28 protein-coding genes are annotated in these 24,835 nt (G+C 68.0%); 6 read left to right on the forward strand and 22 right to left on the reverse strand.

What is annotated here, in order from left to right; all coding sequences use genetic code 11:
* Window positions 1–14 precede the first annotated feature (14 nt).
* The 18 genes from TBD_RS09575 to TBD_RS09655 all read right to left on the reverse strand — a co-directional run bounded on the left by TBD_RS09575 (window position 15) and on the right by TBD_RS09655 (window position 16,782).
* Window positions 15–506 carry a CvpA family protein gene (locus tag TBD_RS09575; RefSeq protein ID WP_011312421.1) on the reverse strand — a complete coding sequence of 164 codons (492 nt, stop codon included), beginning with the start codon at window positions 504–506 and terminating at the stop codon, window positions 15–17.
* On the reverse strand, window positions 503–1,147 hold the full coding sequence (locus TBD_RS09580) for an SPOR domain-containing protein (RefSeq protein ID WP_011312422.1): 645 nt from the start codon (window positions 1,145–1,147) through the stop codon (window positions 503–505). Before TBD_RS09580 ends, TBD_RS09575 begins: the two co-directional genes overlap by 4 nt.
* On the reverse strand, window positions 1,128–2,396 hold the full coding sequence (gene folC, locus TBD_RS09585; protein WP_011312423.1) for a bifunctional tetrahydrofolate synthase/dihydrofolate synthase: 1,269 nt from the start codon (window positions 2,394–2,396) through the stop codon (window positions 1,128–1,130). The genes TBD_RS09580 and folC overlap by 20 nt, the downstream gene beginning before the upstream one ends.
* Complete coding sequence (gene accD / locus TBD_RS09590; RefSeq protein ID WP_011312424.1) at window positions 2,386–3,252, reverse strand: acetyl-CoA carboxylase, carboxyltransferase subunit beta; 867 nt, start codon at window positions 3,250–3,252, stop codon at window positions 2,386–2,388. The genes folC and accD overlap by 11 nt, the downstream gene beginning before the upstream one ends.
* Complete coding sequence (gene trpA, locus TBD_RS09595) at window positions 3,252–4,073, reverse strand: tryptophan synthase subunit alpha (RefSeq protein WP_011312425.1); 822 nt, start codon at window positions 4,071–4,073, stop codon at window positions 3,252–3,254. Before trpA ends, accD begins: the two co-directional genes overlap by 1 nt.
* 43 nt (window positions 4,074–4,116) lie before the next feature.
* Window positions 4,117–5,316 (reverse strand): tryptophan synthase subunit beta, encoded by a 1,200-nt coding sequence (gene trpB, locus TBD_RS09600; protein ID WP_011312426.1) that lies wholly within the window; start codon window positions 5,314–5,316, stop codon window positions 4,117–4,119.
* On the reverse strand, window positions 5,313–5,930 hold the full coding sequence (locus tag TBD_RS09605) for a phosphoribosylanthranilate isomerase (RefSeq protein ID WP_011312427.1): 618 nt from the start codon (window positions 5,928–5,930) through the stop codon (window positions 5,313–5,315). The genes trpB and TBD_RS09605 overlap by 4 nt, the downstream gene beginning before the upstream one ends.
* Window positions 5,915–6,694, reverse strand: coding sequence for a tRNA pseudouridine(38-40) synthase TruA (truA, locus tag TBD_RS09610; RefSeq protein WP_041433141.1), 780 nt, complete (start codon window positions 6,692–6,694; stop codon window positions 5,915–5,917). The genes TBD_RS09605 and truA overlap by 16 nt, the downstream gene beginning before the upstream one ends.
* A 13-nt stretch (window positions 6,695–6,707) precedes the next feature.
* On the reverse strand, window positions 6,708–7,262 hold the full coding sequence (locus TBD_RS09615; RefSeq protein ID WP_011312429.1) for a hypothetical protein: 555 nt from the start codon (window positions 7,260–7,262) through the stop codon (window positions 6,708–6,710).
* Between the two features lie 52 nt (window positions 7,263–7,314).
* Window positions 7,315–9,801, reverse strand: a complete 2,487-nt coding sequence (locus TBD_RS09620; RefSeq protein ID WP_011312430.1) for a FimV/HubP family polar landmark protein — start codon at window positions 9,799–9,801, stop codon at window positions 7,315–7,317.
* A 129-nt stretch (window positions 9,802–9,930) separates the two neighbouring features.
* Complete coding sequence (gene asd / locus TBD_RS09625; RefSeq protein ID WP_011312431.1) at window positions 9,931–11,046, reverse strand: aspartate-semialdehyde dehydrogenase; 1,116 nt, start codon at window positions 11,044–11,046, stop codon at window positions 9,931–9,933.
* A 139-nt stretch (window positions 11,047–11,185) separates the two neighbouring features.
* A complete protein-coding gene (gene leuB / locus TBD_RS09630; RefSeq protein ID WP_011312432.1) occupies window positions 11,186–12,247 on the reverse strand; it encodes a 3-isopropylmalate dehydrogenase in 1,062 nt (353 codons plus the stop codon).
* A 54-nt stretch (window positions 12,248–12,301) separates the two neighbouring features.
* Entirely contained in the window at window positions 12,302–12,940 is a 639-nt protein-coding gene (gene leuD / locus TBD_RS09635; protein WP_011312433.1) for a 3-isopropylmalate dehydratase small subunit, read from the reverse strand.
* Window positions 12,941–12,942: 2 nt separating this feature from the next.
* Complete coding sequence (locus TBD_RS14600) at window positions 12,943–13,080, reverse strand: entericidin A/B family lipoprotein (protein ID WP_081430010.1); 138 nt, start codon at window positions 13,078–13,080, stop codon at window positions 12,943–12,945.
* 9 nt (window positions 13,081–13,089) lie between these two features.
* Complete coding sequence (leuC, locus tag TBD_RS09640; protein WP_011312434.1) at window positions 13,090–14,493, reverse strand: 3-isopropylmalate dehydratase large subunit; 1,404 nt, start codon at window positions 14,491–14,493, stop codon at window positions 13,090–13,092.
* A gap of 64 nt (window positions 14,494–14,557) precedes the next feature.
* Window positions 14,558–15,718 (reverse strand): MFS transporter, encoded by a 1,161-nt coding sequence (locus tag TBD_RS09645; RefSeq protein ID WP_011312435.1) that lies wholly within the window; start codon window positions 15,716–15,718, stop codon window positions 14,558–14,560.
* A 46-nt stretch (window positions 15,719–15,764) separates the two neighbouring features.
* Window positions 15,765–16,208: a YbaN family protein gene (locus tag TBD_RS09650; protein ID WP_011312436.1), complete on the reverse strand. Its 444-nt coding sequence runs from the start codon at window positions 16,206–16,208 to the stop codon at window positions 15,765–15,767.
* A 37-nt stretch (window positions 16,209–16,245) separates the two neighbouring features.
* On the reverse strand, window positions 16,246–16,782 hold the full coding sequence (locus TBD_RS09655) for a flavin reductase family protein (RefSeq protein WP_011312437.1): 537 nt from the start codon (window positions 16,780–16,782) through the stop codon (window positions 16,246–16,248).
* Between the two features lie 181 nt (window positions 16,783–16,963).
* Between TBD_RS09655 and TBD_RS09660 the strand changes: the two genes are divergently transcribed.
* From TBD_RS09660 to TBD_RS09670, 3 genes are all read left to right on the forward strand, one after another.
* Window positions 16,964–17,335, forward strand: coding sequence for a TusE/DsrC/DsvC family sulfur relay protein (locus TBD_RS09660; protein ID WP_011312438.1), 372 nt, complete (start codon window positions 16,964–16,966; stop codon window positions 17,333–17,335).
* A gap of 251 nt (window positions 17,336–17,586) precedes the next feature.
* Window positions 17,587–18,348, forward strand: a complete 762-nt coding sequence (locus TBD_RS09665; RefSeq protein ID WP_011312439.1) for a GGDEF domain-containing protein — start codon at window positions 17,587–17,589, stop codon at window positions 18,346–18,348.
* A 32-nt stretch (window positions 18,349–18,380) separates the two neighbouring features.
* Window positions 18,381–19,208, forward strand: coding sequence for a MinD/ParA family protein (locus TBD_RS09670; protein WP_011312440.1), 828 nt, complete (start codon window positions 18,381–18,383; stop codon window positions 19,206–19,208).
* Window positions 19,209–19,224: 16 nt separating this feature from the next.
* On the opposite strand, the gene TBD_RS09675 is transcribed toward TBD_RS09670, so the two are convergent.
* Window positions 19,225–20,046: an HDOD domain-containing protein gene (locus TBD_RS09675; RefSeq protein ID WP_011312441.1), complete on the reverse strand. Its 822-nt coding sequence runs from the start codon at window positions 20,044–20,046 to the stop codon at window positions 19,225–19,227.
* Between the two features lie 298 nt (window positions 20,047–20,344).
* Here TBD_RS09675 and TBD_RS09680 point away from each other — a divergent pair, with 298 nt between their 5' ends.
* Window positions 20,345–20,983, forward strand: a complete 639-nt coding sequence (locus TBD_RS09680) for an alternative oxidase (RefSeq protein WP_049750243.1) — start codon at window positions 20,345–20,347, stop codon at window positions 20,981–20,983.
* A 72-nt stretch (window positions 20,984–21,055) separates the two neighbouring features.
* Here TBD_RS09680 and TBD_RS09685 read toward each other — a convergent pair whose 3' ends face one another.
* Together TBD_RS09685 and TBD_RS09690 are read right to left on the reverse strand one after the other, a co-directional pair.
* Window positions 21,056–22,081 carry an isoaspartyl peptidase/L-asparaginase gene (locus TBD_RS09685; protein ID WP_011312443.1) on the reverse strand — a complete coding sequence of 342 codons (1,026 nt, stop codon included), beginning with the start codon at window positions 22,079–22,081 and terminating at the stop codon, window positions 21,056–21,058.
* Between the two features lie 116 nt (window positions 22,082–22,197).
* The gene (locus TBD_RS09690; RefSeq protein WP_011312444.1) at window positions 22,198–22,710 is read right to left on the reverse strand and encodes a hypothetical protein; all 513 of its coding nucleotides are present in this window, start codon (window positions 22,708–22,710) and stop codon (window positions 22,198–22,200) included.
* Window positions 22,711–22,761: 51 nt separating this feature from the next.
* Between TBD_RS09690 and TBD_RS09695 the strand changes: the two genes are divergently transcribed.
* Together TBD_RS09695 and TBD_RS09700 are read left to right on the forward strand one after the other, a co-directional pair.
* Window positions 22,762–24,033 (forward strand): SDR family oxidoreductase, encoded by a 1,272-nt coding sequence (locus TBD_RS09695; RefSeq protein WP_011312445.1) that lies wholly within the window; start codon window positions 22,762–22,764, stop codon window positions 24,031–24,033.
* Window positions 24,034–24,035: 2 nt separating this feature from the next.
* Window positions 24,036–24,500 carry a DUF2269 family protein gene (locus tag TBD_RS09700; protein WP_011312446.1) on the forward strand — a complete coding sequence of 155 codons (465 nt, stop codon included), beginning with the start codon at window positions 24,036–24,038 and terminating at the stop codon, window positions 24,498–24,500.
* A gap of 95 nt (window positions 24,501–24,595) precedes the next feature.
* Here TBD_RS09700 and TBD_RS15005 read toward each other — a convergent pair whose 3' ends face one another.
* Window positions 24,596–24,754, reverse strand: coding sequence for a hypothetical protein (locus TBD_RS15005; protein ID WP_011312447.1), 159 nt, complete (start codon window positions 24,752–24,754; stop codon window positions 24,596–24,598).
* Between the last annotated feature and the right edge of the window lie 81 nt (window positions 24,755–24,835).

Here is a 24,835-nt window from a genome sequence, read left to right on the forward strand (position 1 = left end):
ACCCATCCATAAAGTTATTCAAAGCGAACGTATTTCGCGACGCTTGCCGGCACCAGCGGCAGGGCGCTCTGCGCCATCGACTGCAGGGTGCCCGAGAGCATGGCCTGCTTCCAGAAGTCCGTACGCGGCAGCGACGTGAGGCCCGCCGCCAGCGTGAGCCCGACCAGGATGACGAGGCCCTTCGCCAGACCCAGCACGCCGCCGAGCACGGTGTCGGCACTGCCGAGGCCCGCCGCCTTGACGAGCGAGGCGAGCGCATGGCCGAGCAGCAGCACGCCGATCAGGACGACCAGAAAGATGACCGCGAAGCCCGCGAAATAACGAATCGCCGGGTTCTCGATCCCGATCGGCAGCATCGGCGCCAGCGCCACCGCGCCCCATCTGCCCGCGATGAAGGCGAGTATCCATGCGGCAAGCGAAAACAGCGTGTCGACCAGACCGCGCATCAGGCCGCGCACGACGGCCAGCAGCAGCACGAGCACCACGATCAGGTCGAGCAGGCTCACTTGGCGAGCACCTGCCCTTTCATTCCGTTCTGCGCGAGCGTCTGCGCCGCGTTGGCCGCGGCCTCGCGCGACGCGTAAGGGCCGACGCGAACGCGGGTCAGCGTGCCGACGGTGTCGGTGTAGGCCGGCAGCCCCGCCAGCGTCGCACGCGCCTTGAGGGCGCCTGCCTTTTCGACGTCGGCCAGGGCGGCGAGTTGCACGACGAACACTTCGGCCGCGGCAGTCGTGGATGTCGGGGTTTTTTGCGGGGGGGGAGCCGGAGCCGGCTTTGCCACGGCCGTCTGGGCGGGCGCCTTGGGTTTGGCGGTGGGCGCGGCCGGATGAACCTCGGGGGCAGCGGATTGGGGCTTGGATGCAGGGAGGGCGGGATCGGGATCGGCCCGCGCCGGGGTCGACGGCTCGGCTTGCTCCGTCCCGCGGGTCTGCGCAGGCGGATCGACCGCCGGAGCCGGCTGCGCAGACGTTTCGCTATCAGGTAAGGGGGTCGCCATGCGCACGGCGAGCGAACTGGCGGGCGGCGGTTCGTCTTCGAGCAGCAGCGGCAGCGCGATGACCGCGACGAGCGTCAGCGCGACCGCGCCGATCAGCCGCCGGCGGGCGCGGCGCCTGAGCTCATTTTCACTACTGCTGGGTGGCGGCATGATCGAGGACTGCAGCGACGGTGTAGAACGAACCGAAGACGAGGATTCTATCATCTTCACCGGCTGCACTTCGCGCCGCCGCAAGCGCCGCCTTCACGCCCGGCTGCACATTCACGCTACGCACGCCGTGCGCGTGCAGGACCGCGGCCAGCGAGCTGGCGTCGCGGGCCCGCGGGGAATCAGGTGTGCATGTCCACCACGCGTCGACGCCGTCGGCCAGCGCCGCGACGACCGCTCCGGCATCCTTGTCGGCGAGCATTCCGACGACGGCGAGCGTGCGCCCGGAGATCGGCTGCTCGCGCAGCGTCGACGCCAGCGCACGCGCCGCCTCGGGGTTATGTGCGACGTCGACGATCACCTCGGGCCTGCGCCCGATGCGCTGGAAGCGCCCGGCCACGCGCGCTTCCGCGACGCCTCGGCGGATCGCTTCGGACGAGGTCGGCAACCGGGCCTGTAGCGCCTCGAGGACGGCGAGCGCACCGGCGGCGTTACGCAACTGGCAGGGCCCGGCCATGGCCGGCAAGGGCAGATCCGGCCAACTGAGCGCGCGGCTGTGATAGGTCCAGCGCTCCCCGGCACGCGCGGCGGAGAAATCGCGGCCGAGCCGGCGCAGATCGGCGCCGACTTTCCCGGCGTGGGCAAGCAGGCTGGCAGGCGGTTCGGGGTCGGCGCAGACCGCGGGCCGGCCGGCCCGGTAGATACCGGCCTTCTCGAATCCGATTTGTTCGCGCGTGTCGCCGAGGTAATCCATGTGGTCGAGGTCGACGCTGGTCACGATCGCGGCGTCGGCGTCGAACACGTTGACCGCGTCGAGGCGTCCACCAAGGCCGACTTCGAGGATCGCGACGTCGACCTTGGCGGCGACGAACTGTGCCATAGCGGCAAGCGTGCCGAATTCGAAATAGGTCAGCGCGACGTCGCCGCGCGCCCGGTCGACGGCCTCAAACGCGGCGACCAGATCGGCGTCGTCGACCTCCTTGCCCGCGATGCGGACGCGCTCGTTGTAGCGCAGCAGGTGGGGCGAGGTATAGAGACCGGTCTTGTAGCCGGCGGCGCCGAAAACCGCCTCGAGATAGGCGCAGGTCGAGCCCTTGCCGTTGGTGCCGCCGACGACGATGAGCGGGAAGTCGGGTGCCAATCCCATCGCGTCCTTGACGCGTCGGACGCGTTCGAGGCCCAGTTCGATGGCGCTGGGATGCAGCGTCTCGAGCCGGGCGAGCCAAGCGGCGAGCGATGCGCTAGGCGGCAAGCGCCGGGCGTCCCATCATGATCGCAAGCGTGGCAGCCAGGTCGTCGCGCATCTGGCGGCGGTCAATGATGCGATCGACCGCGCCCTTCTCCTGCAGGAATTCGGCACGCTGGAAGCCCTCGGGCAGGGTCTCGCGCACGGTCTGCTCGATCACGCGCGGACCGGCAAAGCCGATCAGCGCGTTCGGCTCGGCGACGATCAGGTCGCCGAGCATCGCGAAGCTGGCGGAAACGCCACCCATCGTCGGGTCGGTCAGCACCGAAACGAAGGGCAGCCGGTTGCGCGACAACTGGGTCAGCGCGGCCGAGGTCTTGGCCATCTGCATCAGCGAGAACAGGCCCTCCTGCATGCGAGCGCCACCGCTCGCCGAGAAGCAGACGAAGGCCGAGTTCGACTCGATCGCGGCCTCGACGCCCTGGACGAAACGCTCGCCGACGACCGAACCCATCGAACCGCCCATGAACTTGAATTCGAAGGCCGCCGCGACGACCGGCACGGCCTTGACGCTGCCGCCGATCACGACGAGCGCGTCGGTTTCCGAGGTTCCGGTTTGCGCCTCTTTGAGGCGATCGGGGTATTTCTTGCTGTCCTTGAATTTGAGCGGGTCGAGCGGCGTGACGTGGGCGCCGATCTCGTGCTGGCCCTCGCCGTCGAGCAGCATCGCGAGCCGCGCTCGCGCGCCGATGCGGTGGTGATGGCCGCACTTCGGACAGACCTCGAGGTTGCTTTCGAGGTCGGCGCGGTAGAGCACCTCGTTGCACGCCGGGCACTTCGACCACAGGCCCTCGGGCATGGTCTTCGACGTCTGCGCGCGACGCTTGATCTTGGGCGGCAGGATTTTCTGGAACCAGCTCATTATTTATTCTCCGTTTGCTTCGATGCGGCGTCGACGCCGCGGCGCAGGTCGGCGACCAGATGCTTGACCCGCGCGCCGCATTCTCCCTCGGGCGCGGTCTCGATCTCGTTGACAATGCGGCTCCCCACCACGACCGCATCGGCAATGCGCGCGACGGCTTCGGCAGTGGCCGCGTCGCGGATGCCGAAACCGACGCCGACCGGCAAGTCACAATGCTTACGCACCATCGCCACCTTGCGCGCGACCTCCTCGGTGTCGAGGTTGGCCGAGCCGGTCACCCCCTTGAGCGACACGTAATAGATGAAGCCGCCGGCGACCGCGGCTACCTGCGCAACACGCGACTCGGGCGTGGTCGGCGACAGCAGGAAAATCGGGTCCAGGTCGTGGGCCTTGAACACGTCGGACACGCCGAGCGATTCCTCGGGCGGAATGTCGACGGTCAGCACACCGTCGACGCCCGCGGTCTTCGCGGCCTCGGCAAAGGTCTCGTAACCCATGTGCTCAAACGGGTTGGCGTAACCCATCAGGACGACGGGCGTGCTGGTGTTGACCTTGCGGAACTCGGCGGTCATCGCCAGCACGTCCTTGAGCCCGACCTTGTTCGCGAGCGCCCGTTCCGACGCGCGCTGGATCACCGGACCGTCGGCCATGGGGTCGGAAAACGGCACGCCGAGCTCGATGATGTCGGTGCCGGCGTCGACGAGCGCATGCATGAGCGGCACGGTCAGACCCTTGCCGGGATCGCCGGCCGTGATGAAGGAAATCAGGGCTTTCCTGTTTTGCGCCTTGAGCGCGGTGAACGTCTGGCCGATGCGGCTCATGGATTCGTTGCTTTCTAAAGACCGGGGAGTGTGACGCGGCAACTCAGAGCGTGATGCCCGCCGCCTTCGCCACGGTGTTGATGTCCTTGTCGCCGCGCCCCGAGAGGTTCACCAGAATGACCTGGTCCTTCTTCATCGTCGGCGCGAGTTTCTTCGCCTGCGCCACCGCGTGGCTCGACTCGAGCGCGGGGATGATGCCCTCGAAGCGGCACAGATCGTGGAAGGCGGCGAGCGCTTCGTCGTCGTTGATCGGCACGTATTCGGCGCGACCGGCGTCCTTGAGATAGCTGTGCTCGGGGCCGACGCCCGGATAGTCGAGGCCGGCCGAGACCGAATGGGTCTCGATGATCTGGCCGTTCTCGTCCTGCATCAGGTAGCTGCGAAAGCCGTGCAACACCCCGGGCGTGCCGGCGGTCAGCGGCGCAGCGTGCTTGCCGCTCGCGACCCCCGAACCGCCGGCTTCGACACCGATCAGGCGCACGTTCTCATGGGGAATGTAGGGATGGAAAATTCCGATCGCGTTCGAGCCGCCGCCGACGCAGGCGACGACCGCGTCGGGCTGGCGTCCGACGAGCTCGGGCATCTGCGCGATGCATTCGCGCCCGATCACGCACTGGAAGTCGCGCACGAGCATCGGGTAGGGATGCGGGCCGGCCGCGGTGCCGAGGATGTAGAAGGTCGACTCGACGTTCGTCACCCAGTCGCGCATCGCTTCGTTCAGCGCGTCCTTCAGCGTCTTCGAACCCGACGACACGGGCACGACGGTCGCGCCGAGGAGCTTCATACGAAAGACGTTGGGGGCCTGTCGCGCGACGTCTTCGGCGCCCATGTAGACAACGCATTCCATGCCGTAGCGCGCGGCGACGGTCGCCGACGCGACGCCGTGCTGGCCCGCGCCGGTCTCGGCGATGACGCGCTTCTTGCCCATGCGGCGCGCGAGCAGCGCCTGGCCGATCGTGTTGTTGATCTTGTGCGCGCCGGTGTGGTTGAGATCCTCGCGCTTGAGGTAGATCTGCGCGCCGCCGTATTCCTCCGAAAGCCGCCGGGCGTGGTAGACCGGGCTCGGCCGCCCGACGTAGTGCTTGAGTTCGTACTCGAATTCGGCCATGAAGCCGGGGTCCCGGCACGCCGCGTCGTATTCGACACGCAGCGCGTCGAGCGCGGCCATCAGCGTTTCGGAAACGAAAATGCCGCCGTAGGGACCGAAGTGGCCGCGGGAATCGGGAAGGTCAGTCAGCTTCATGATGCTTTCGCCTGTGAGATGAATCGCGCGATCTTCTGCGCGTCCTTGATGCCTTTCGCCGCCTCGACGCCCGAGGACACGTCGACCGCCCAGGGACGGACGCGCCGGACCGCGTCGGCAACGTTATCCGGCGTGAGCCCTCCGGACAAAATAACCCGCTGGGGCAGACGCGGCGGAATCAGCCGCCAGTCGAAGCGCGCCCCGGTGCCACCGGGCACGCCGGGCACGTAGGCGTCGAGCAGAAGCCCGCTCGCGGCCGCGAAGTCAGCCGCGCATTTTAGCAAATCCGTGTCCGCTCTGACGCGTATGGCCTTGATCCAGGGCCGGCCGTGGCGCGCGCAGTCGGCGGGCTTCTCGTCGCCATGAAACTGCAGCAGATCGAGCGGCACAGCGCGCAACACCGAGTCGACAAAGGCCGGGTTGGCGTCGACGAAAAGGCCCACAGTCTGAACGAATGGCGGGACTTCCCGCAGCAGCGCGGCGGCGGCGTCGAGCGTCAGATGACGCGGGCTCTTCTCGTAGAAAACGAAGCCAAGCGCATCTGCGCCGGCGTCGCACGCAGCGTGCAGGTCGTCGACGCGGGTAATTCCGCAGATTTTTACGCGAACGGCCATCGTTCGGAGCTTTCCGGCAGGGCAAAGCGCGCAGGATACCGGATGTGCGTGAGGTACAGTCCTGCCGCCTCGAAGGTCGGCGCGGCACGCGTGCGGTCGCGCCCGGCCAGCACCTCGTGCAGCCACTCGGGCGGGCGGCCGCCGGCACCGATCTGGACCAGACAGCCCATGAGGTTTCGCACCATGTGGTGCAGAAAACCGTCCGCGCGGAAATCGCACAGCAGGTAATCGCCGCGCCGCTCGATCAGCGCGCGGCGCAACTCCTTGACCGGCGAGCGGGCCTGGCACTCGGCTGCGCGGAACGCGGAAAAGTCGTGCCGTCCGATCAACGGCGACGCCGCCCGATTCATGCACGCCACGTCGAGCGGCCGGTGATGCCAGCCGACGAGCCCGGCGTTGAGGCCGGGGCGCACCGGATGGTTGAGCAGCACGTAGCGATAGCCGCGCTCGAAAGCGGCAAACCGTGCATGGAATTCCGCATCGACTTCGCGCGCCCACAACACGGCGACGCCCGCGGGAAGATGGCTGTTGACGCCGCGCACCCACGCGGTCAGCGGGCGGACCGAGGTCGTGTCGAAGTGCACGATCTGCAAGGCCGCATGCACGCCGGTGTCGGTGCGGCCGGCGGCGGTGACCGTGATCGCCTCGCCGGCGATCGCCGACACGGCTTTTTCCACGGCGTCCTGGACGCCGCAGGCTTGCGGCTGCGACTGCCAGCCGCAGAAACCGACGCCACGATATTCGAGACCCACCGCGATCCGCATCATCCAGTCGGCCTCAGGCCAGCACGATCCCCACGAGCAACACGCCCGCGAGTATGACGGCGCTGTCGCGCCTTTGCCAGCGTTCGCACGCAAGCGCGTAGGTGGCGGGTGTCGGGTCGTCGGCCGGCGGCGCACGCAGGGCGTCGAGCCAGCGCGCGGGGCGCGGCGCGTGCTCGACGTAGTCGAGCGTCAGGCCCAGGCGCACGGCGAAGGCCCGGCGATCGAATCCGAACCAGCCGAGCGGCTTCGCCAGCGCGTAGAGGCCATAGACGAGCCGCGGCCGCGACGTGTAGGCGAGGAGCACGGCGAGCCCGCCGAGCAGCAATACCAGGCGTGCCGCCCGCAGCGTCCCCTGCTGCATTCCGGTCACGCTCGGGCTCGCCCATTCGAGGGCCGGCCACAGGGCCGGCCCCGGCGTCACGTAGGCATACATGAGCAGCAGGATCGCAAGGAGCCAGCGCGTGCGGCGCAGCAGCCGCAGCCCCTGCACCCTGACCGGCGCAAACAGAAAGGCCGTCGCGGTTGCGACGGCCATGAGTGCCAGCACGGAGGTTGCGGCGTGCTCCACCGCAACCGCCCACCCGCACCAGAGAAGGATGCGGGCGACGGGATGAAACGACTTAGCCAAGTGCGCCCAGCATGCCTTTCGCGTCGGCCTTCTGGCTGTCGTTGCCTTCGGTCACCACTTCGTTGAGGATTTCGCGCGCCCCTTCCTTGTCGCCCATTTCCACATAGGCGCGTGCGAGGTCGAGCTTGGTGCCGACTTCGTCGAGCTCGACGTCGTTGCTGCCATCGCCGAGATCGAGATCGAGGCCGCTGAAATCGAATTTACCGTCGGCCGGCTTGTCGTCTTCGAGACCGAGGCCGACGTTGAGCGTGTCATCCGTCGATGCGGACGTATCCAGCGCGGGCAGATCGAAGCTCAGCCCCTCGAGGTCGAGGAGGCCGTCGTCCGCCGCGGTCTCGTCAGCGTCCGCCGTAACCGCGGCGCCGCCGCCCCCCGCGCGGCGCTCGAATGCGGGCGCCTGCCCGGCCGACTCGAAGTCGAGCACCGGACTTGCCACGGCCGCCACGGCCGCGTCGACGGCCTGCGGGCGCTCGGTCTCCACCGCGGTGGAGTGCGCCGTTTCCGCGGAGATTGCATTTCCCGCATCGACGACGCGCTCGGTATCGAAGCCCACCGCCCCGCCGGCGACCGCCGGCGTCGCAGCGAATGTCGCCGCGGCGGCTGCAGGCGCCGCGCTCGACTGGACACCCCCGTACAGAGGGTTAGTCGGGTCGATCCCGCGTCCCATCTCGCAGGCCTTGTCCCAGAGCGGGCTGGACTTGCTGCCGAGCGCCGCGTAGAGCTCGCCCGCGGCTGCCTCGAACGCGGCGGTATTGCGGCGCGCGGCATAGATTTCGAGCAGTTTCACCCGCACCTCGTGGCGATCGGGGTTCTTGGCGATCGCTTCCTTGAGGATTTCCTCGGCCTGCGCGTCACGGCCGTACGCCATGTAGACCTCGGCTTCGGCGATCGGGTCGACGTCGTGGGTGTCGATCGTGCCGAGCCCGGCCTGGCTGAAGTCGGTGAGGAAGGAGGTGTCACCGGTATTGACGCTGCCGCCCGCGGCAGAACCGAGCACGGTGTCGGGCCGCACGTCGCCGCCGGTGATGAGGCTGTCTTCGAGCCCCGTCGTGCCGGTCTTGCGCCGCCGTCCGCCGGCCATCATCCACCACAGGACGCCACCCAGGCCCACCGCGGCGAGGCTACCGCCCCAGTAAAGCGGGTTGGCGAGCAGCGGCTCGAACCAGTTTTCGGCGGACGCCGGTGCCGCGGGTGGCGCGGCGACGGCAGGAGCAACCGGCGCTGGCTTCGCCGGCTCTGCGGGCGCAGCGGCCGGCTCAGGGGTAGCGGCGGACGCGGCGCTCGGCTCGGGCTCGGCCGGTGCTTGGGCCTGCGCTTTCATGTCGGCCAGCTTCTGCATGTCCTGAATCTGCTTTTCCAGCAGCGCGACGCGCTGGTCGGATTCTGCGAGCGCCTTCTGTCGCGCGATCGCGTCCTCTTCCTGGGCGCGGAGCTTCTCCTGCAGCGCACTGGCCTCGCCCTTGTTCGCAGCGCTATCGGCCGGCGCGACCTTGGACAGCTTGAGCACGTCTTTCTTGTCTGCCGCCGCGGCCGCCGCCTTGTCTTCGACTTTGGACGTGACCTTGCCGCTGCTCGCCTGACCTGCCGCGGGCTCGGTCGGGGCGGTTCCGCTCACGGAAGCCGCGAGTTTCTGACGGTAGGCGTTCCAGTCGGCAGCCTGCAGCTTGAGTTCACGCACTGCTTCTTTCTGCGGAATCGCCGCAACGGCCTCTGCCGTCGGTACGGCCAAGGTGCGGCCCGCCTTGAGGCGGTTCATGTTGCCGACGAAAGCGTGCGTGTTCTCGCGATAGAGGCCGACGAGCGTCTGTTCGAGGCTGACGCTGTCGGGGCGCACGCGCTGGGCGATGCCGATCAGTGTGTCGCCGCGCTTGACCTTGACGCGCGTGGGTGCGGTGTCCTGCGGTGCCGTCGACTTCGGTGCGGGCGTCGCGGTGGCCGTCGCCGCCGGCGGCTCGGAAACGGGGGCGTCAGCCGCGGCGGGCGGTTGCGCAGCGGGCGGCGCGACCGGAGCCGGGGCCGCGCGCGCCGGAGATTGGGCCGGCGTGACAGCCACGGGCGCGACGGTCTGCGGGCTCGCCATGCCGGGCGGGTCGAGGAGCATCGTGTATTCGCGCACCAGACGGCCGGACGCCCAGCTCAGTTCGACCAGCATGTCGATGAACGGGTCGTTGACCGGTCGGCTCGACGTGACTTTGAGCACGGCCTTGCCGCCGGGCTTCTTCTCGACCGAGAAACGCAGTGTCGACAACACCGGGGAGAAATCGACGCGTGCATCGCGGTAAGCCTGATCCGATGCAAGGGTGGCGGAGATGCTGTCGAGCTCGGCCTTGTCGGCGGCGAACAGCTCGATCTCGGCTGCCAGAGGCTGACCGAGCGCCGAGGTGACCGAGAGCTTGCCCAACCCGGCGGCGTGCGCCATCAACGGCAGGGCGACAAGCCCGGCGGCGGCCAGCTGGGTGGTGAAGCGCTTCAATTTCATCCGTTTCTCTCCTGTTCACCCCCGCTCGAGCGGGGCTGTTGAATGCTTGACGCCATCATTGACGGCTCGTCACGCCCAATCTTTAGCGGACACCGCGCCTGCCGGCGGCGCCGGCGCTGGATTTGACGGCTAGCGTGCGTCGAGCAGGATGCGCAGCATACGCCGCAACGGCTCGGCAGCCCCCCACAGCAGCTGGTCGCCAACGGTGAACGCAGTGAGGTACTGCGGGCCCATGTTGAGCTTGCGCATGCGGCCGATCGGCACCGTGAGCGTGCCCGTCACGGCCGCCGGCGTGAGCTCGCGCATCGTGATCTCCCGGTCGTTCGGCACGACCTTGACCCATTGGTTGTGGGCCGCGATGAGGTCATGGATGTCGGCCAGCGGGACGTCTTTCGTGAGCTTGATGGTGAGCGCCTGCGAATGGCAGCGCATCGCGCCGACGCGGACGCAGAGGCCGTCGATCGGGATCGGGTTGTCGCTGCGGCGCATGATCTTGTTGGCCTCGACCTGCGCCTTCCACTCCTCCTTCGACTGACCCGATTCGAGCGCGACATCGATCCACGGAATCAGATTGCCGGCGAGCGGCACCGGCCAGGCGTCGACCGGATAGCGGTCGGAACGGATGAACTCGGCGACCTTGCGGTCGATCTCGAGGATGGCCGATGCCGGGTCGCCGATCAGGTCCATCACCTCGGCGTGCACCGCGCCCATCTGCGAAATCAGTTCCCGCATGTTGCGCGCACCGGCGCCCGAGGCGGCCTGATAGGTCATCGGCGACACCCATTCAACGAGCCCGGCGTCGAACAACCCGCCCATCGCCATCAGCATCAGCGACACCGTGCAGTTGCCGCCGACGTAGGTTTTCACGCCGTTGGCGATGCCGTCCTGGATCACGTTCTTGTTGACCGGGTCGAGGATGATGATCGCCTCGTCCTTCATCCTCAGCGTCGAGGCCGCGTCGATCCAGTAGCCGTTCCAGCCCGCGGCGCGCAGCTGTGGGTAGATCTCCTTGGTGTAGTCGCCGCCCTGGCAGGTGATGATGGTGTCGCAGGCGCGAAGATCGTCGAGGCTGCTCGCGTCCTTGAGTGGCGGCACCTCGCGCCCGATGTCGGGGCCCTGGCCGCCGACGTTGGACGTGGTGAAAAATACCGGCTCGATGTGGTCGAAATCCCGCTCTTCCTTCATGCGCCCCATCAGCACGGAGCCCACCATGCCGCGCCAGCCGATCAGTCCTACCTTCATCATGTCCGTTCTCCTGTTGAGGGGTCAGGGGTCAGGGGTCAGGATTCAGGGGTGGTGCGGGCAAAGCCCGCGCCGAGAAAATTGCGCGGCCTGTGGCCGCTCGTTCCCTGCCCCCTGGATCCCGAATCCTGCCCCCTAGAAATCAAAGTGCCACGACCACCGCGTCGCCCATCTCGCTGCACGACACCTTCTGCGTACCCTCGGTCCAGATGTCGCCGGTGCGATAGCCCTTCGCGATCACCTGCTTGACTGCGTTCTCGATGCGGTCGGCAGTCGCCAGATCGGCGAAGGTGTAGCGGTACATCATCGCGACCGACAGGATCGTCGCGAGCGGGTTGGCGAGGTTCTTCCCGGCGATGTCGGGCGCCGAGCCGTGGATCGGCTCGTACATGCCCTTGTTGTGTTCGTCGAGCGAGGCCGACGGCAGCATGCCGATCGATCCCGACAGCATCGAGGCGGCGTCGGACAGGATGTCGCCAAAGATGTTGCCGGTGACGATGGTGTCGAACTGCTTGGGGGCGCGGATGAGCTGCATCGCGGCGTTGTCGACGTACATGTGCGAAAGCTCGACCTCGGGGTAGTCCTTGGCCACCTCGATCATGATTTCCTTCCACAGCTCCGAGCATTCGAGCACGTTGGCCTTTTCGACCGAGCAGAGCTTCTTCCCGCGCTTCATCGCGATGCCGAAGGCGACGTGGGCGACGCGGCGCACCTCGGACTCCGAATACAGCATGGTGTTGAAGCCGACGCGCTCGCCATTCCGTGTTTCGATGCCGCGCGGCTGGCCGAAGTACACATCGCCGGTCAGTTCGCGCACGATCATCAGATCGAGGCCGGACACGACCTCGGGCTTCAGCGACGACGCCGACGCGAGTTCGGGATACAAGAGTGCCGGGCGCAGGTTGGCGAAGAGGTTCAGTTCCTTGCGAATGCGCAGCAGGCCGCGTTCCGGGCGCAGCGGGCGATCGAGCGTGTCGTACTGCGGCCCCCCCACGGCGCCGAGCAGCACCGCGTCGGCTTCGCGCGCGAGTTTCAGCGTCGCCTCCGGCAGCGGATCGCCCGCCGCGTCGTAGCCGGCGCCGCCGATCGGCGCGGTTTCCATCTCGATCTTCGCGCCTTCGGACTTGAGCGCCTCCAGCACCTTGACTGCCTGGGAGATGATTTCCGGACCGATGCCGTCACCCGGCAAAACTGCAATCTTCATGTTCTCAAAACCCTTTTTCCGCGAATTCCCTTCGGGCATTCACGGATGAAAAATTCACGCAAACAACCACGGCGCTTCCTGCCTGCGCCGCGCTTCGTAGGCCTTGATCTTGTCGGCCTGCAGAAGCGTCAGGCCGATGTCGTCGAGGCCGTTGAGCAGCCGGTGCTTGCGCCCGGCATCGACCTCGAAGCGCAGCACCTCGCCGCCCGGCGTCGTCACGGTCTGCTGCTCGAGGTCGATCTTGAGGCGGTAGCCCGCGCTCGCCTCGCATTCGCCGAACAGGCGGTCGACTGCGGCGGCGTCGAGCACGATCGGCAGGATGCCGTTCTTGAAGCAGTTGTTGTAAAAGATGTCGGCAAAACTCGGTGCGATGATCGCGCGGATGCCGTAGTCCTCGAGCGCCCATGGCGCGTGCTCGCGGCTCGAGCCGCAGCCGAAGTTGTCGCGCGCGAGCAGCACCGAGGCACCGGCGTAGCGCGGGAGATTGAGCACGAACGCCGGATTGGGCTGGCGCGTCGCCGGGTCCATGCCGGGCTCGCCGTGATCGAGGTAGCGCCATTCGTCGAACAGGTTGGGGCCGAAGCCCGCGCGCTTGATCGACTTCAGGAACTGCTTGGGAATGATCGCGTCGGTGTCGACGTTGGCGCGGTCGAGCGGCACGACCAGCCCGTCCAGGGTCGTGAATGCCTGCATGGCTAGTTACCGGCCTTGCTGCCGGCCTTCTCGATGGCGCTGCCCGCCTTCTGGACGTCCTGACCAAAGCCTTCCATGGTGTTGCAGCCCCCAAGAATCAGCGCAGCCGCGGCAGCCAGCACGACGATCATCGGTTTCATACGTTCTCCTTAAAAGTTGCGGACGTCGACGAAGTGGCCGGCGCACGCCGCGGCGGCGGCCATCGCCGGACTCACGAGATGGGTGCGCCCGCCCTGCCCCTGGCGGCCTTCGAAGTTGCGATTGGAGGTGGACGCGCAGCGCTCGCCGGGCTCGAGCCGGTCGGCGTTCATTGCGAGGCACATCGAGCAGCCCGGCTCGCGCCACTCGAATCCGGCGTCGATGAAGATCCGGTCGAGGCCCTCCGCCTCGGCCTGCTGCTTGACCAGCCCGGAGCCCGGCACGACCATCGCGAGCTTCACGTTGGGCGCGACCCGGCGCCCCTTGGCGACGGCCGCAGCCTCGCGCAGGTCCTCGATCCGCGAGTTGGTGCACGAGCCGATGAAAACCTTGTCGAGCGCGATCGCGCTGACCGGCGTGCCGGCCGCGAGCCCCATATATTCGAGTGCGCGCACCCAGTCCTGACGCTTGACCTCGCTCGGCGCCGCACTCGGGTCGGGCACGCTCGCGCCCACCGTGGTCACCATCTCGGGCGACGTTCCCCAGGTCACCTGCGGCTCGATGGCCGCGGCGTCGAGTTCGACCACGCGGTCGAACACGGCGTCCGCGTCCGAGTGCAGGGTTTTCCACCACGCCACCGCCGTGTCCCAGGCCTCGCCCGTCGGCGCATAGGGACGCCCTTCGACGTAGTCGATCGTCGTCTGATCGACCGCAACCATGCCGGCGCGCGCGCCCGCTTCGATCGCCATGTTGCACAGCGTCATGCGGCCTTCCATCGACAGCGCGCGGATCGCCGCGCCGCCGAACTCGATCGCGTAGCCGGTGCCGCCGGCCGTGCCGATGCGGCCGATGACGGCGAGCGCGATGTCCTTGGCCGTCACGCCCTTGCCCAATTCGCCCTCGACCTTGACCAGCATCGTTTTCGACGGCTTCTGCCACAGGCATTGCGTCGCCAGCACGTGCTCGACCTCGGACGTGCCAATGCCGAACGCCAATGCCCCGAACGCCCCGTGCGTCGAGGTATGCGAATCACCGCACACCACGGTCATGCCCGGCAGGGTCAGGCCCTCCTCGGGGCCGATGACGTGGACGATGCCCTGGCGGACGTCGTCCATCCGGAATTCGGTGATGCCGAACTCGGCGCAGTTGGCGTCGAGCGTTTCGACCTGCAGGCGCGACACCGGGTCGGCGATGCCCTGTGAGCGATCGGTCGTCGGAACGTTGTGGTCGGGCACGGCGATCGCCGCGTCGGGCCGCCGGGGCAGGCGCTGCGCGAGCTTGAGCCCCTCGAAGGCCTGCGGACTCGTCACCTCGTGCACGAGGTGACGATCGATGTAGAGCAGCGTCGTGCCGTCGGGTTCGACATGGACGACGTGGGCGTCCCACAGCTTCTGGAATAAGGTTTGGCCAGCCATGCGGAATCGGGCGATGAAGCGTGCAAAACAGCGATTATTTCATAGCTTGAGCGGGATGAATCATTTATCGCGCCTGCGCTGGCACGGGTTTTGTTTGTCCCCACAGCGCGTAAATGAGCCAGGCAAGGGCCGCGCTCGCGGCGGCGAGCGTGAAGGTCCAGGCCGAGCCGATCGCGTCCCAGGTCAGTCCGCTCGCGAGCCCGCCGATCGTGCCGCCGACGCCGTACGACAGGCTCGTGTACAAGGCCTGGCCGCGCGCTTGGTAACGCCCGCGGAAATGCAGGTGGATCAGCGCGACCGCGGCCGCATGATAGGTGCCGAAGGTGAAGGCGTGCAGGGTTTGCGCACCCCACACGAGCCAGGCCGATTCGACACCCCAGGCAATCAGCAGGAAACGCAGCACCGCGAGCGCGAAGCTCAACAGGAGAAGACGCGGCGGCGCCATGCGCGCGAAGATGCGCGGCACGAGCAGAAAAATGCCGATCTCGCAGGCCACGCCGAGCGCCCAGAGCCAGCCGACCGTCGACTTGTCGTAGCCGTGGTCGACCAGATAGATCGAATAAAACGTGTAATACGGGCCGTGGGTCACCGACATGAGCATGCAGCCGGCGAGCAGCGAGGCGACTTCCGGCCGCCTGACGATGTCCCATACCGAACGATGGTCAGGGGAGTGCAGCGGTATCACGGCCTCGGGAATCACGCGCGCGCACGCCAGTATCCCGAGCATCACGACGAGAACCGCCCACGGCAGCCAGGCGATCGAGACGTGGTCGAAGGCGTAGCCCAGGCCGACGACCATCAGGATGAAGCCGACCGAGCCCCAGAGGCGGATGCGGCCGTAGGCCGAGGCGCGCTCGCCGAGATGGGAGAGCGTCATCGCCTCGACCAGTGGCAGCGAAGCGCTCCAGAAAAAGCTCAAGCCCGCCATGACGGCGAACAGCCACCAGAAGCCGTCGTCGACGAAGACGCCCGCGAACACGACGACGCTGGCCAGCGCTGCGACCTGCACGATTGCCGTGCGCCGGCCGAGGCGGTCGGCAACGTGGCCCCAGATGTTCGGCGCGAAAATCCGCATCACCTGCAACAGCGACATCAGCACGCCGATCTGCACCGCGTCGAACGCGAGCGACTTCAGGTAGAGGCCCCAGAACGGCGACATCGCGCCGACGAAAGCGAAGTAGAAGAAGTAGAAACCGGACAGGCGCCAGTAGGGGACGGCATTCATGCGGGCGCATTATCCCCGAGTGGCGAGGCGCTGCCGCGGCCGCAGCTCAATTCTGCCGTGCGTCCGCCCCCGCTCGCCGCGGCGCGTCGCGCGACGGGATGCGCGCGATCCACGTCATCAGCAGCAGCCCGCCCACGCCCAGCGCAAGCTTGGCCGGCCAGCCGGGCACGACGAAGCCGATCGAGATCGCGAAGCTCAGCGCGATCAGCCACAAGGCCCTGCGCTTGGCGCGGTAGGGCATGCTGCGGTGTTCGCGCCATTCGCGGATCAGCGGGCCGAAATGCCGATGCGCGAGCAGCCAGGCGAAGACACGGCGCGACGCGCGCGCGTAGCAGGCCGCCGCGAGCAGCAGGAAGGGAGTCGTCGGTAAAACGGGAAAGAAAATCCCGGCCAGGCCAAGCAGCACGAACACCGTTCCGAGGACCGCGAACACGAGGCGGACCGGCATGGGGTGCCGATGCGGGTCGATCTCGTCGTGTTCCCTGCTCAATGGCCTGTCTCCCCTCGCGAGCCCGGAAGCGGGCGTCTCATTTCATCGCCGAGCGCAGGCGCAGCGTCTCGCCGGCGACGAAAAACTCGCCCTTGCCGCGATGGTGCAGCGTCTTCGGTTCCTTGACGCCCGTATCCACACGTGCCTTCAGCACTTCGAGCACGAAGAAATTGTAGCGATTCACCTCGCGCGTGTCGGCGACGCGGCATTCGAGATTCGCGTGGCACTCGACGATCAGCGGCGCCGACACCGTGGACGCGGGCGCCGGGGTGAGACCGAAACGGGCAAACGTGTCGACGGAGCGTCCCGAGCAGTTGCCGATGCCGACGACCGCGTTCGCCAGTTCGACAGTCGGAATGTTGAGCGTGCATACCCGCGTCGCCCGCACGGCGTCGAAGGAGGCGTTGCGCCCGCTGATCACGCAGCCGAGCAGCGGCGGTTCGAACTCGAGCATCGTGTGCCAGGACAAGGTCATGACGTTGGCCCGTCCGCGCCACGCGGTAGCGAGCAGCACGACCGGGCCAGGCTCCAGCAGGCGGTAAACCTTGGATAAGGGATAAGACCGTTTCGCCATGCACACCTCGCGACCGCTTCACTCAAGTCTAGGGCTTCGTCGCGCGTTTGCCGTGCGGGGCGGCCGGAGAGTCGCGAGTCCGTGCCACGGCGACCCGCGTCCGGTGGTCGTCCGTCGCCTTGTCCGGCCGTCGGCCATCGCCTATGTTTGAAGAGTCCCCAGCCTCCAAGGAGAGTGACAAATGCTCCACGTTTCCACGGACATCAACCACCTGATCGCCGAACCGGCCGCCGACCCCGATTTCCCCCACGCCCCGCTCGACTGGACGCGCGAAGCCGCCGAAGCCGTTGCGCAGGCGGAAGGCCTCGCGTTGACGGCCGACCACTGGGAAACCGTGCGCGCGCTGCAGAGCTATTACGCGCAGCACGCCGACGACAGCGTCATCACGCTGCGCGAGCTGCACGACGCGCTCAACGAAAGCTTCCACCATAAAGGCGGTCTTCGCTATCTCTACGCACTCTTTCCCGGCGGCCCCGTTGCCCAGGCCTGCCGGATCGCCGGACTGAAGCCGCCCTACATCGCTGTCGACCGCGGCTTCGGAAGCGTGGCCTGACCCGCCGGGTCGTCTGGCGTCGCCGGCCCGACGCTGCCCCAAGCGGGGCGGTCGTCCGAGCCCGTTTTTCCCGCTAGCCACCGGGCAGCCGCACCGCCCCTTCTCTGAGTTCTCACTCGTCGAGCCCAGCGGGGGGCCGTCCCGCCGGGCTTGATCAAAGCCCAGAAACCCCACATACTCCCGGGGCTCCCGGCCGGAGCCTCACCGGCCGCCTGCCCTTTTACAGCCGGTACTAGAACAGAAAAAACGCTGTGGCCACGCTGAGCTCCGTCTCCCCGATCGATCTGCACGCGCTGCGGCTCGACGACGCGCGGGCGCTGCTCGGCCACGCCGGCAAGCCCGGGGCTCCGGAGGCCGGCGAGGCCGCGGTCGAATACCTCCAGCGCGTCATCGACGAACTTTGTGAACTCTCCTTGAAGGATCCGCTGACCGGCCTGGGCAACCGCCGGCAGTTTCGTGCTGCCCTCGAGCGCGCGATCGAGATCGTCGCGCGCTCGGGGGACTCGGTACTACTGCTGCTGCTCGACATCGACCACTTCAAGCAGATCAACGACGCCCACGGCCATCTGGTCGGCGATCAGGTGCTGCAGGCCGTTGCTCGCGCGCTCGCCGAGTCGATCCGCCCGATGGACACGGTCGCGCGCTACGGCGGTGAGGAATTCGCGATGATTCTGCCCAATTGCCTGCCGGCCTGCGGGCACGCCGTCGCCGAACGCATTCGTCACCGCATCGAGGCGCTGTCGGTCCAGGTTGCGCCGCACACCGCGCTGCGGGTGACCGCGAGCATCGGCGGCGCCTACGCGCCGCAATGGGTGAGATCGACCGTGGATCTCTGGGTCGAACGCGCCGACCAGCAGTTGTACCGCGCGAAAGCGGACGGGCGCAATCTCGTGTTTCTCGACCAGCCGCAGGAAAGCGCCGTCAGCGCCGAAGAAAAAGGCCTGCTCTTCAGCCCGATCGCGGTCACCGAGGCGCAACCGTCCGCGGAAAATTCAGCGGGCAGCCCGGCCTGACAGCCGGGCCACGCGGTTCCGCCAGTCTATCCATGAACGACGTTCTTTCCCCCGTCCAAGCGGCCACCACGCGGCTTCCGCTCAAGCCGCCCGGCAAGGTCGTCGCGATCACCAGCGGCAAGGGCGGCGTCGGCAAGACCTTCGTCGCCGCCAACATCGCTGCGGCGCTGGCCAAGCGCGGACACAAGGTGCTCGTGCTCGATGCCGACCTCGGCCTCGCCAACCTCGACGTCGTGCTCAATCTCTACCCCAAGCTCACGCTGCACGACGTATTCACCGGAAAAGCCACGCTCGAGGAAGCCATCCTGCCCGCGCCGGGCGGATTTTCCGTACTTCTCGCCGGCTCCGGCATGGTGGAGTATTCGCGGCTCACGCCCGACATGCGCCAGGAATTCCTGCGTGTCGTGAACGGTCTCGTTCCGCATTACGACGTCGTGCTGCTGGACACCGGCGCCGGAATCTCGGACGTCGTGCTGTTCGCGGTTTCACTGGCTTCGGAAGTGCTGATGGTCGCGACGCCGGAGCCGACCTCGCTGACCGACGCCTACGCCACGATCAAGGTACTCGTCAGCCAGCAGCAGCGCCGGACCGTACGCGTCGTCGTCAACCAGGCGCAGCCGGGGGCGGGAAACGCGATCACGAAGCAGTTGCAGCACGTGCTCGACCGCTTCGTCAATCCCGGCTCGGAGCATCCGGTCCGCCTGCTGCACCTCGGCGAGATTCCAAGCGATCCGGGCGTGCGCGACGCCGTCATGCGGCGTCAACTGCTGATGCAGGCGTCGCCGACGAGCCCGGCCGCGCGCGCGGTGTCCGGGCTCGCGGGCAAACTCGAACAGGCTTTGAACGCCCAAAAAGCCTGAGCCGACGCGGCCACGTTCAGGCCGTGTTCTCGGCCGTGACCAGCGCGACCACGCGGTGAACGTCCATGTGCAGCAATTCGCCGATCTGCAGGAAGTCGTCGGGCAAGGCCGCGTCGTGCCAGCCATCGGCCGAGTGGCGCGCGAGATTGACCGCGAGCATCACGTTGCGCACGCGGGTGTTGCGCGCCTGCGCCGGGTCCATCAGCGTGACGAGCAATTGCGGGAGGTGCCATTGCAGCGCGAGTTCGTGCTGCAGGGCAACAAGCGGGAAACCCAGCACGCGCCGCTGCGCCTCGCTGCTGCGCAGCGTCGGGTCGCCACGCTGCAGCTGGCGCACGTCGAGCATGCCCTGGGGATCGAAACACCACATCAGCATTTCCGAGGCGTGGGCAAGGAGCGCCGACGTCTGCACCTCTTCGGGATGCAGGTCGTGGAGGCGCAACGCCCAGTCGAAGGCGTAGGCCGCGGCGCGGCGGGCGCGCCCGGCGGTGTGGAGCACCCTGAACGGCACGCCGTCGTAGGATCCGACGAGCTCTTCGGCCACGGGAGCCGCGGGCAGGTCGCGCAGAAACGCTTCCAGGCCGAGCATGAGGAGCGCCTGTTTGACGTCGATCAGTTCGTGCTGCTGGGCGCGATGCTTGTGCGTCTGCAGAAAGCGCAGCAGCTTGATCGTCATGAGCGGGTCGTCGGTCACGACGTTGGCGACGTTGCGCGCGGTCAGCAGCGTGTCGCTCACCCGCAGACGCTCGAGTTCGGCGGCCGTGCGGCCGAGCACGGGGATGTCGGCGCCTTGCAGGAAAGCGAGCCAGCCGGCCAGACTTTTCGTTTCTAGTGACATCCGTTCTCCGCCTCGGGCCAGGAACGCCGCCGCGCGCGGGGGTCGCTGTGCGACAGGCGTGACTCGAAGCCCCTGACAGCTATATCGGCCGAAAGCCGCATCCCTTAAGCGCCAGCGACCGCCTTGAGTGCCGCTCGCACGCGGTCCGCCCGCCCCCGCCCGCGGCCCGTCCCGTTCCCACCTCGCCGCATCGAACCACCGCGGAACGATCGGCCTTGCCCCGGGGTCGGACTTGCGAATGGCCGCCGCTCGCGGACGCGGAATCCGGCCTGCTCAAGGAGAAAACACGGTCTTGCCCATGCCACCCGACGCCCCGCTCGACGTGCACCGTCCGCCGGCCGACCTCAGGGATCGCATCGCACTCGGCTTCGTGAAGCTCGTAAAAGCCGCGGCCGACGCGTTCTTCGGGCGACGCTACGGCCATCGCGCGGTCGTGCTCGAAACGATCGCCGCCGTCCCGGGAATGGTCGGCGCGACGCTCCAGCATCTGCGCGCGCTGCGGCGCATGCAGGGCGACCGCGGATGGATTCGCACGCTGCTCGAAGAAGCCGAGAACGAACGCATGCATCTGATGACCTTCATCCACGTCGCGCAGCCCACGCAGTTCGAACGGCTTCTGGTCGTGCTCGCGCAGGCCTTCTTCTACAACCTGTATTTTTTCGTTTACCTCGCTTCGCCGAAGACCGCGCACCGCATCACCGGCTATCTCGAGGAAGAAGCGGTCCACAGCTATACCGAGTATCTCGCCCGCGTCGACGGCGGCGCGTGCACAAATGTCGCAGCGCCGGGCATCGCGATCGAATACTGGGCGCTTCCCGCCGACGCGCGCCTGCGCGAGGTGATCGTTGCGGTCCGCGATGACGAGATACGCCACCGCGAAGTGAATCACGCCTACGCCGACACGCTCACCCGATCGTCGGCGTCGGGGCCGGAATGAACGAAGGCGGGCGGCCTTTCGTACCGAGGACTGCGGAAAATCGGGAACGGGGGTGATCGAAGCGCGCCGGGCTCAGACGGCCGCCTGGCACCACGGCATGCCGCGGCTGCTGAGGCCGGCGGATTCGCGCTCGGAGACCGCGATGATGCCGATGTCCACGTCGGGCGGGAACAGGGCGAGGCCTTGCTTCAGGGCATCGGCCGGCGGCAGGCCGGTTTCGATCCAGCGATACACGGTATTCGCGAGCAGGGTGCGCACGATCTGCTCGCCGGCCCCGGTCACGGCGACCGCGGCGCGTGGGCCCGCATAAAACCCGCTGCCGATGATCGGGGTATCGCCGACCCGGCCGCGCAAGGCCGGCACCGCACCACCGGTCGACGTCGCGACCGCGAGCTGGCCGGTCGCATCGCGAACCACTGCGCCGACGGTGCCGCACCCCCATTTCTTCAAGGCCTCGTCCCACGGCAACGCGTAGTTCCAGAACCGGCGCAAGGGCAGGTCGGCGTCGGGCGACTCGCACCAGAAGCGGGCCAGTTCCGACACCACCTCGGCGTAGCGCTCACGCGCCCGGGCGCTCGGCTCATGGTTGCCGGTCAGGCTGCAGCGCGCGGCGAATTCGCGCGCGCCGTCGCCGACCAGCAGCCAGTGTGCGGTGTCGGCGACCGCGCGTGCGGCGAGGACGGGATGGCGCACGTCCTGCAGCGCGGCGACCGCGCCGAGACGGCCCGTCGAGTCCATGACTGCCGCGTCCATCTCGACGGCGTCGCCGTCGAGCTTGAGCGAGGCACCGAGCCCGGCGTTGAACCGCCCGTCGGCTTCGAGCGCGATCACCGAGGCGATCGCCGCACTCAACGCGTCGAGCCCGTTCTTCAGAACCGCCGCACCGGCCTCCGCCGCGTGGGTGCAGCCGTCCAGCCACGTCATCGGCGCGCCCGCGCCGCCGTGCACCACGACCAGCGGCTGGAAGCCGCCCGACTGACCGAGCTCCGCGGGCCGCACGTCGATTTCGCCCGCGGCGCCGCCTTCGCCGCCGTCTATGGGCATCGCGAAGACGCCGCGCGGGGCGGCGCGGCCGGTCGGGAGACGGGGTTCAAGCATTGGGCGGGCACGAGGCGGGAATGGGTACACGATCAAGGCATCAGTATTTCCGCCTGCCGGCGCCCGCGATATCGGAGGACAGCGCCAACCGCTGTGGGATTCGTCTTGCGCAGGCCTCAGGAACGGAGCGGCGGCGCGTCGGCCGCGCGGCGGGGCCTCTGCTGGAGCAGATGCCCGGCGGCGATCCCGACCGCGAACGCGCCGTAGACGATCGCGAGCGAGCTCGTGCTCAGGTGCCGCTCGAAGCCCGGCTTGAAGCGCTGCGGCGTCAAACGGTAGTCGACGAAATTGGCCAGCCCGGCGAAGGCCGTGGCGCGCAGCAGCTCAGCCGCTGGCGGCAGGGGCCTCGAACGCGTGAGGCGCTCGTAGATCACGCCCCAGAACACGGCCGACGCGTGGTGGATGCCGTAGCCGACCAGCGTGTGGCGCACGCTCAGGCCATGCCGGTGCGTGGCCTCCTCGCCCCACACCCAGTGGCTGACCGCGTTCTGCGCGCTGAGCGCGGTCCTGGAATCCTTTTTGCTGAGAAGCAGCAGGGCCGCGGTCGAGGTGATCGCGGCGACCGAGCCCGAGATCAGACCGCGGCTCAAACTCCGTCGCTTGTGCTGGGCTGGACGTTGAACTTTCATGGGAATCTCCTCGTTGACGAGCAAGGCCTGCGCTTCGACCTTCCTCCTGCCATGTTGATCCTGCTGACCGGCGCGACCGGTTTCCTCGGCCGTCATCTGCTCGCCGCGCTCCTTGCCGCCGGTCATCGCGTCCGTGCCGTGCGCCGCGGGACGCCACCGGCCGATTCCGCATCCGTGCACTGGATCCAGGCCGATTTCGCCCGCGACCACAGCCCCGACGCCTGGCTTCCGCATCTCGACGGCGTCGACGCCGTCGTCAACGCCGTCGGCATCTTCCGCGAGACCGCCGGGCAAAGCTTCGAGGCCCTGCACGAACGCGCACCGATCGCGCTGTTCCAGGCCGCGGCGCGGGCCGCCGTCGGGCGCGTGATCCAGATCTCGGCGCTCGGCGCGGACGAACAGGCGACGACGCCCTACCATCTGAGCAAGAAACACGCCGACGACGTCCTGCTCGCGCTGCCGCTCGCGGCGACCGTCGTCCAGCCTTCGCTCGTCTACGGCCCGGGCGGCGCGAGCGCGCGGATGCTGCAGAAATGGGCCGCATTGCCGCTGGTTCCACTGCCGGGCAACGGTTCGCAGCAGATCCAGCCGATCTTCGTCGACGATCTGTGCGACGCGGTCGTGAAACTGCTCGCCGGCCCACCGCGGCCGGGCCGGCTGGCCGCGGCCGGCCCCGGGCCGCTTTCGCTGCGCGCCTACCTCGCCGTGCTCCGCCGCGGACTGGGCCTCGGCGAGCCGCGTTTCGTGCCGATCCCGAAGCCGCTCGTGAAAGCCGCGGTGACGCTCGCCGCACGCCTGCCCGGCAGCCTCGCCGACCCCGACAGCCTGGCGATGCTCGAGCGCGGCAATACCGCAGACGCCGAGCCCTTGACCGGCGTCCTGGGGCGCGCGCCGCGGCCGCCACGCGTATTCATCGCCCCCGAGCAGGCGCCGGCGGCGCGCGACGCCGCGCTGCTCGGCCATCTGCTGCCGCTGCTACGCGTGTCGATCGCGGTGATGTGGGTCGTCACGGGCTTCGTGTCGCTGTGGGTCTACCCGGTCGCCGACAGCCTCGAACTGCTGCGCCGCGTCGGCGTGCCGGCCGCGCTCGGGCCGCTCATGCTATATGGCGCCGCGGGCCTCGATTTCGCGCTCGGGGCCGGCACGCTCGTCCTGCGGCGCCGCCGGCTGCTGTGGTTGGCGCAGATCGCGCTCATCGTGTTCTACACCGCGGCCATCTCACTCTACCTGCCCGAATTCTGGGCCCACCCCTACGGCCCGATCCTCAAGAACCTGCCGCTGCTCGCGGCGATCTGGGTGCTCTATGCGCTCGAGAAGGACTGAACGTGGAATACATCGTCGTCAAGTGGCTGCACATCCTGTCGTCGACCTTCCTGTTCGGCACCGGCATCGGCTCGGCCTTCTATCTCTTTTTTGCGAGCCTCAAGCGCGAGCCGCTCGCCGTCGCCTTTGTCGCCCGCCACGTCGTCAAGGCCGACTGGCTGTTCACCGCGACGACCGTCGTGTTCCAGCCGGCGAGCGGCTTCTATCTGGCCTACCTTGCGGACATCCCGCTCGGCAGCATGTGGATCGCGGGGTCGACCGCGCTCTACCTCTTTGCGGTCGGCTGCTGGCTCCCGGTCGCGCGCCTGCAGTACCGCATGCGCGACGCCGCGCGGCGGGCGGTCCAAGACGGCGCTGACCTGCCGCCGGACTACTGGCGCGCCTTCCGCATGTGGATCGCGCTGGGCTTCCCGGCGCTGTTCGCGTTCGTCGCGATCTTCTACCTCATGGTCGCGAAGCCCGTGTGAACGTCCGACCCGTGCAAGACGCGGGAAAAATCTGCACGGAGATTTGCACGGCTTACGCGAAGGCGTACCCGAGCCTGCGCACGTCGTGCGGGTCCTCAGGTATCGAACAGGCTGCCGACGACGACGATCACGAGAAACAGCACGAACAGCAGGATCAGGCCCAGCCCGATCATCTGGAAGATGCCGATTCCAGGACGCTCGTTCGGCTTCGATTCGGGTGGCCTGGGGCCGGGGAAACTGGGATTGGTCGGCATGGCTGACTCCTCGTCAAAACATGCTCTCGTCTTAGCCTGTCAGGCGGGAAATGCGAGGTAGCCGTGCGGAGGACCGAGGGC

Source organism: Thiobacillus denitrificans ATCC 25259 (assembly GCF_000012745.1).
In the GTDB taxonomy this organism is placed as follows: Bacteria; Pseudomonadota; Gammaproteobacteria; order Burkholderiales; family Thiobacillaceae; genus Thiobacillus; species Thiobacillus denitrificans_B.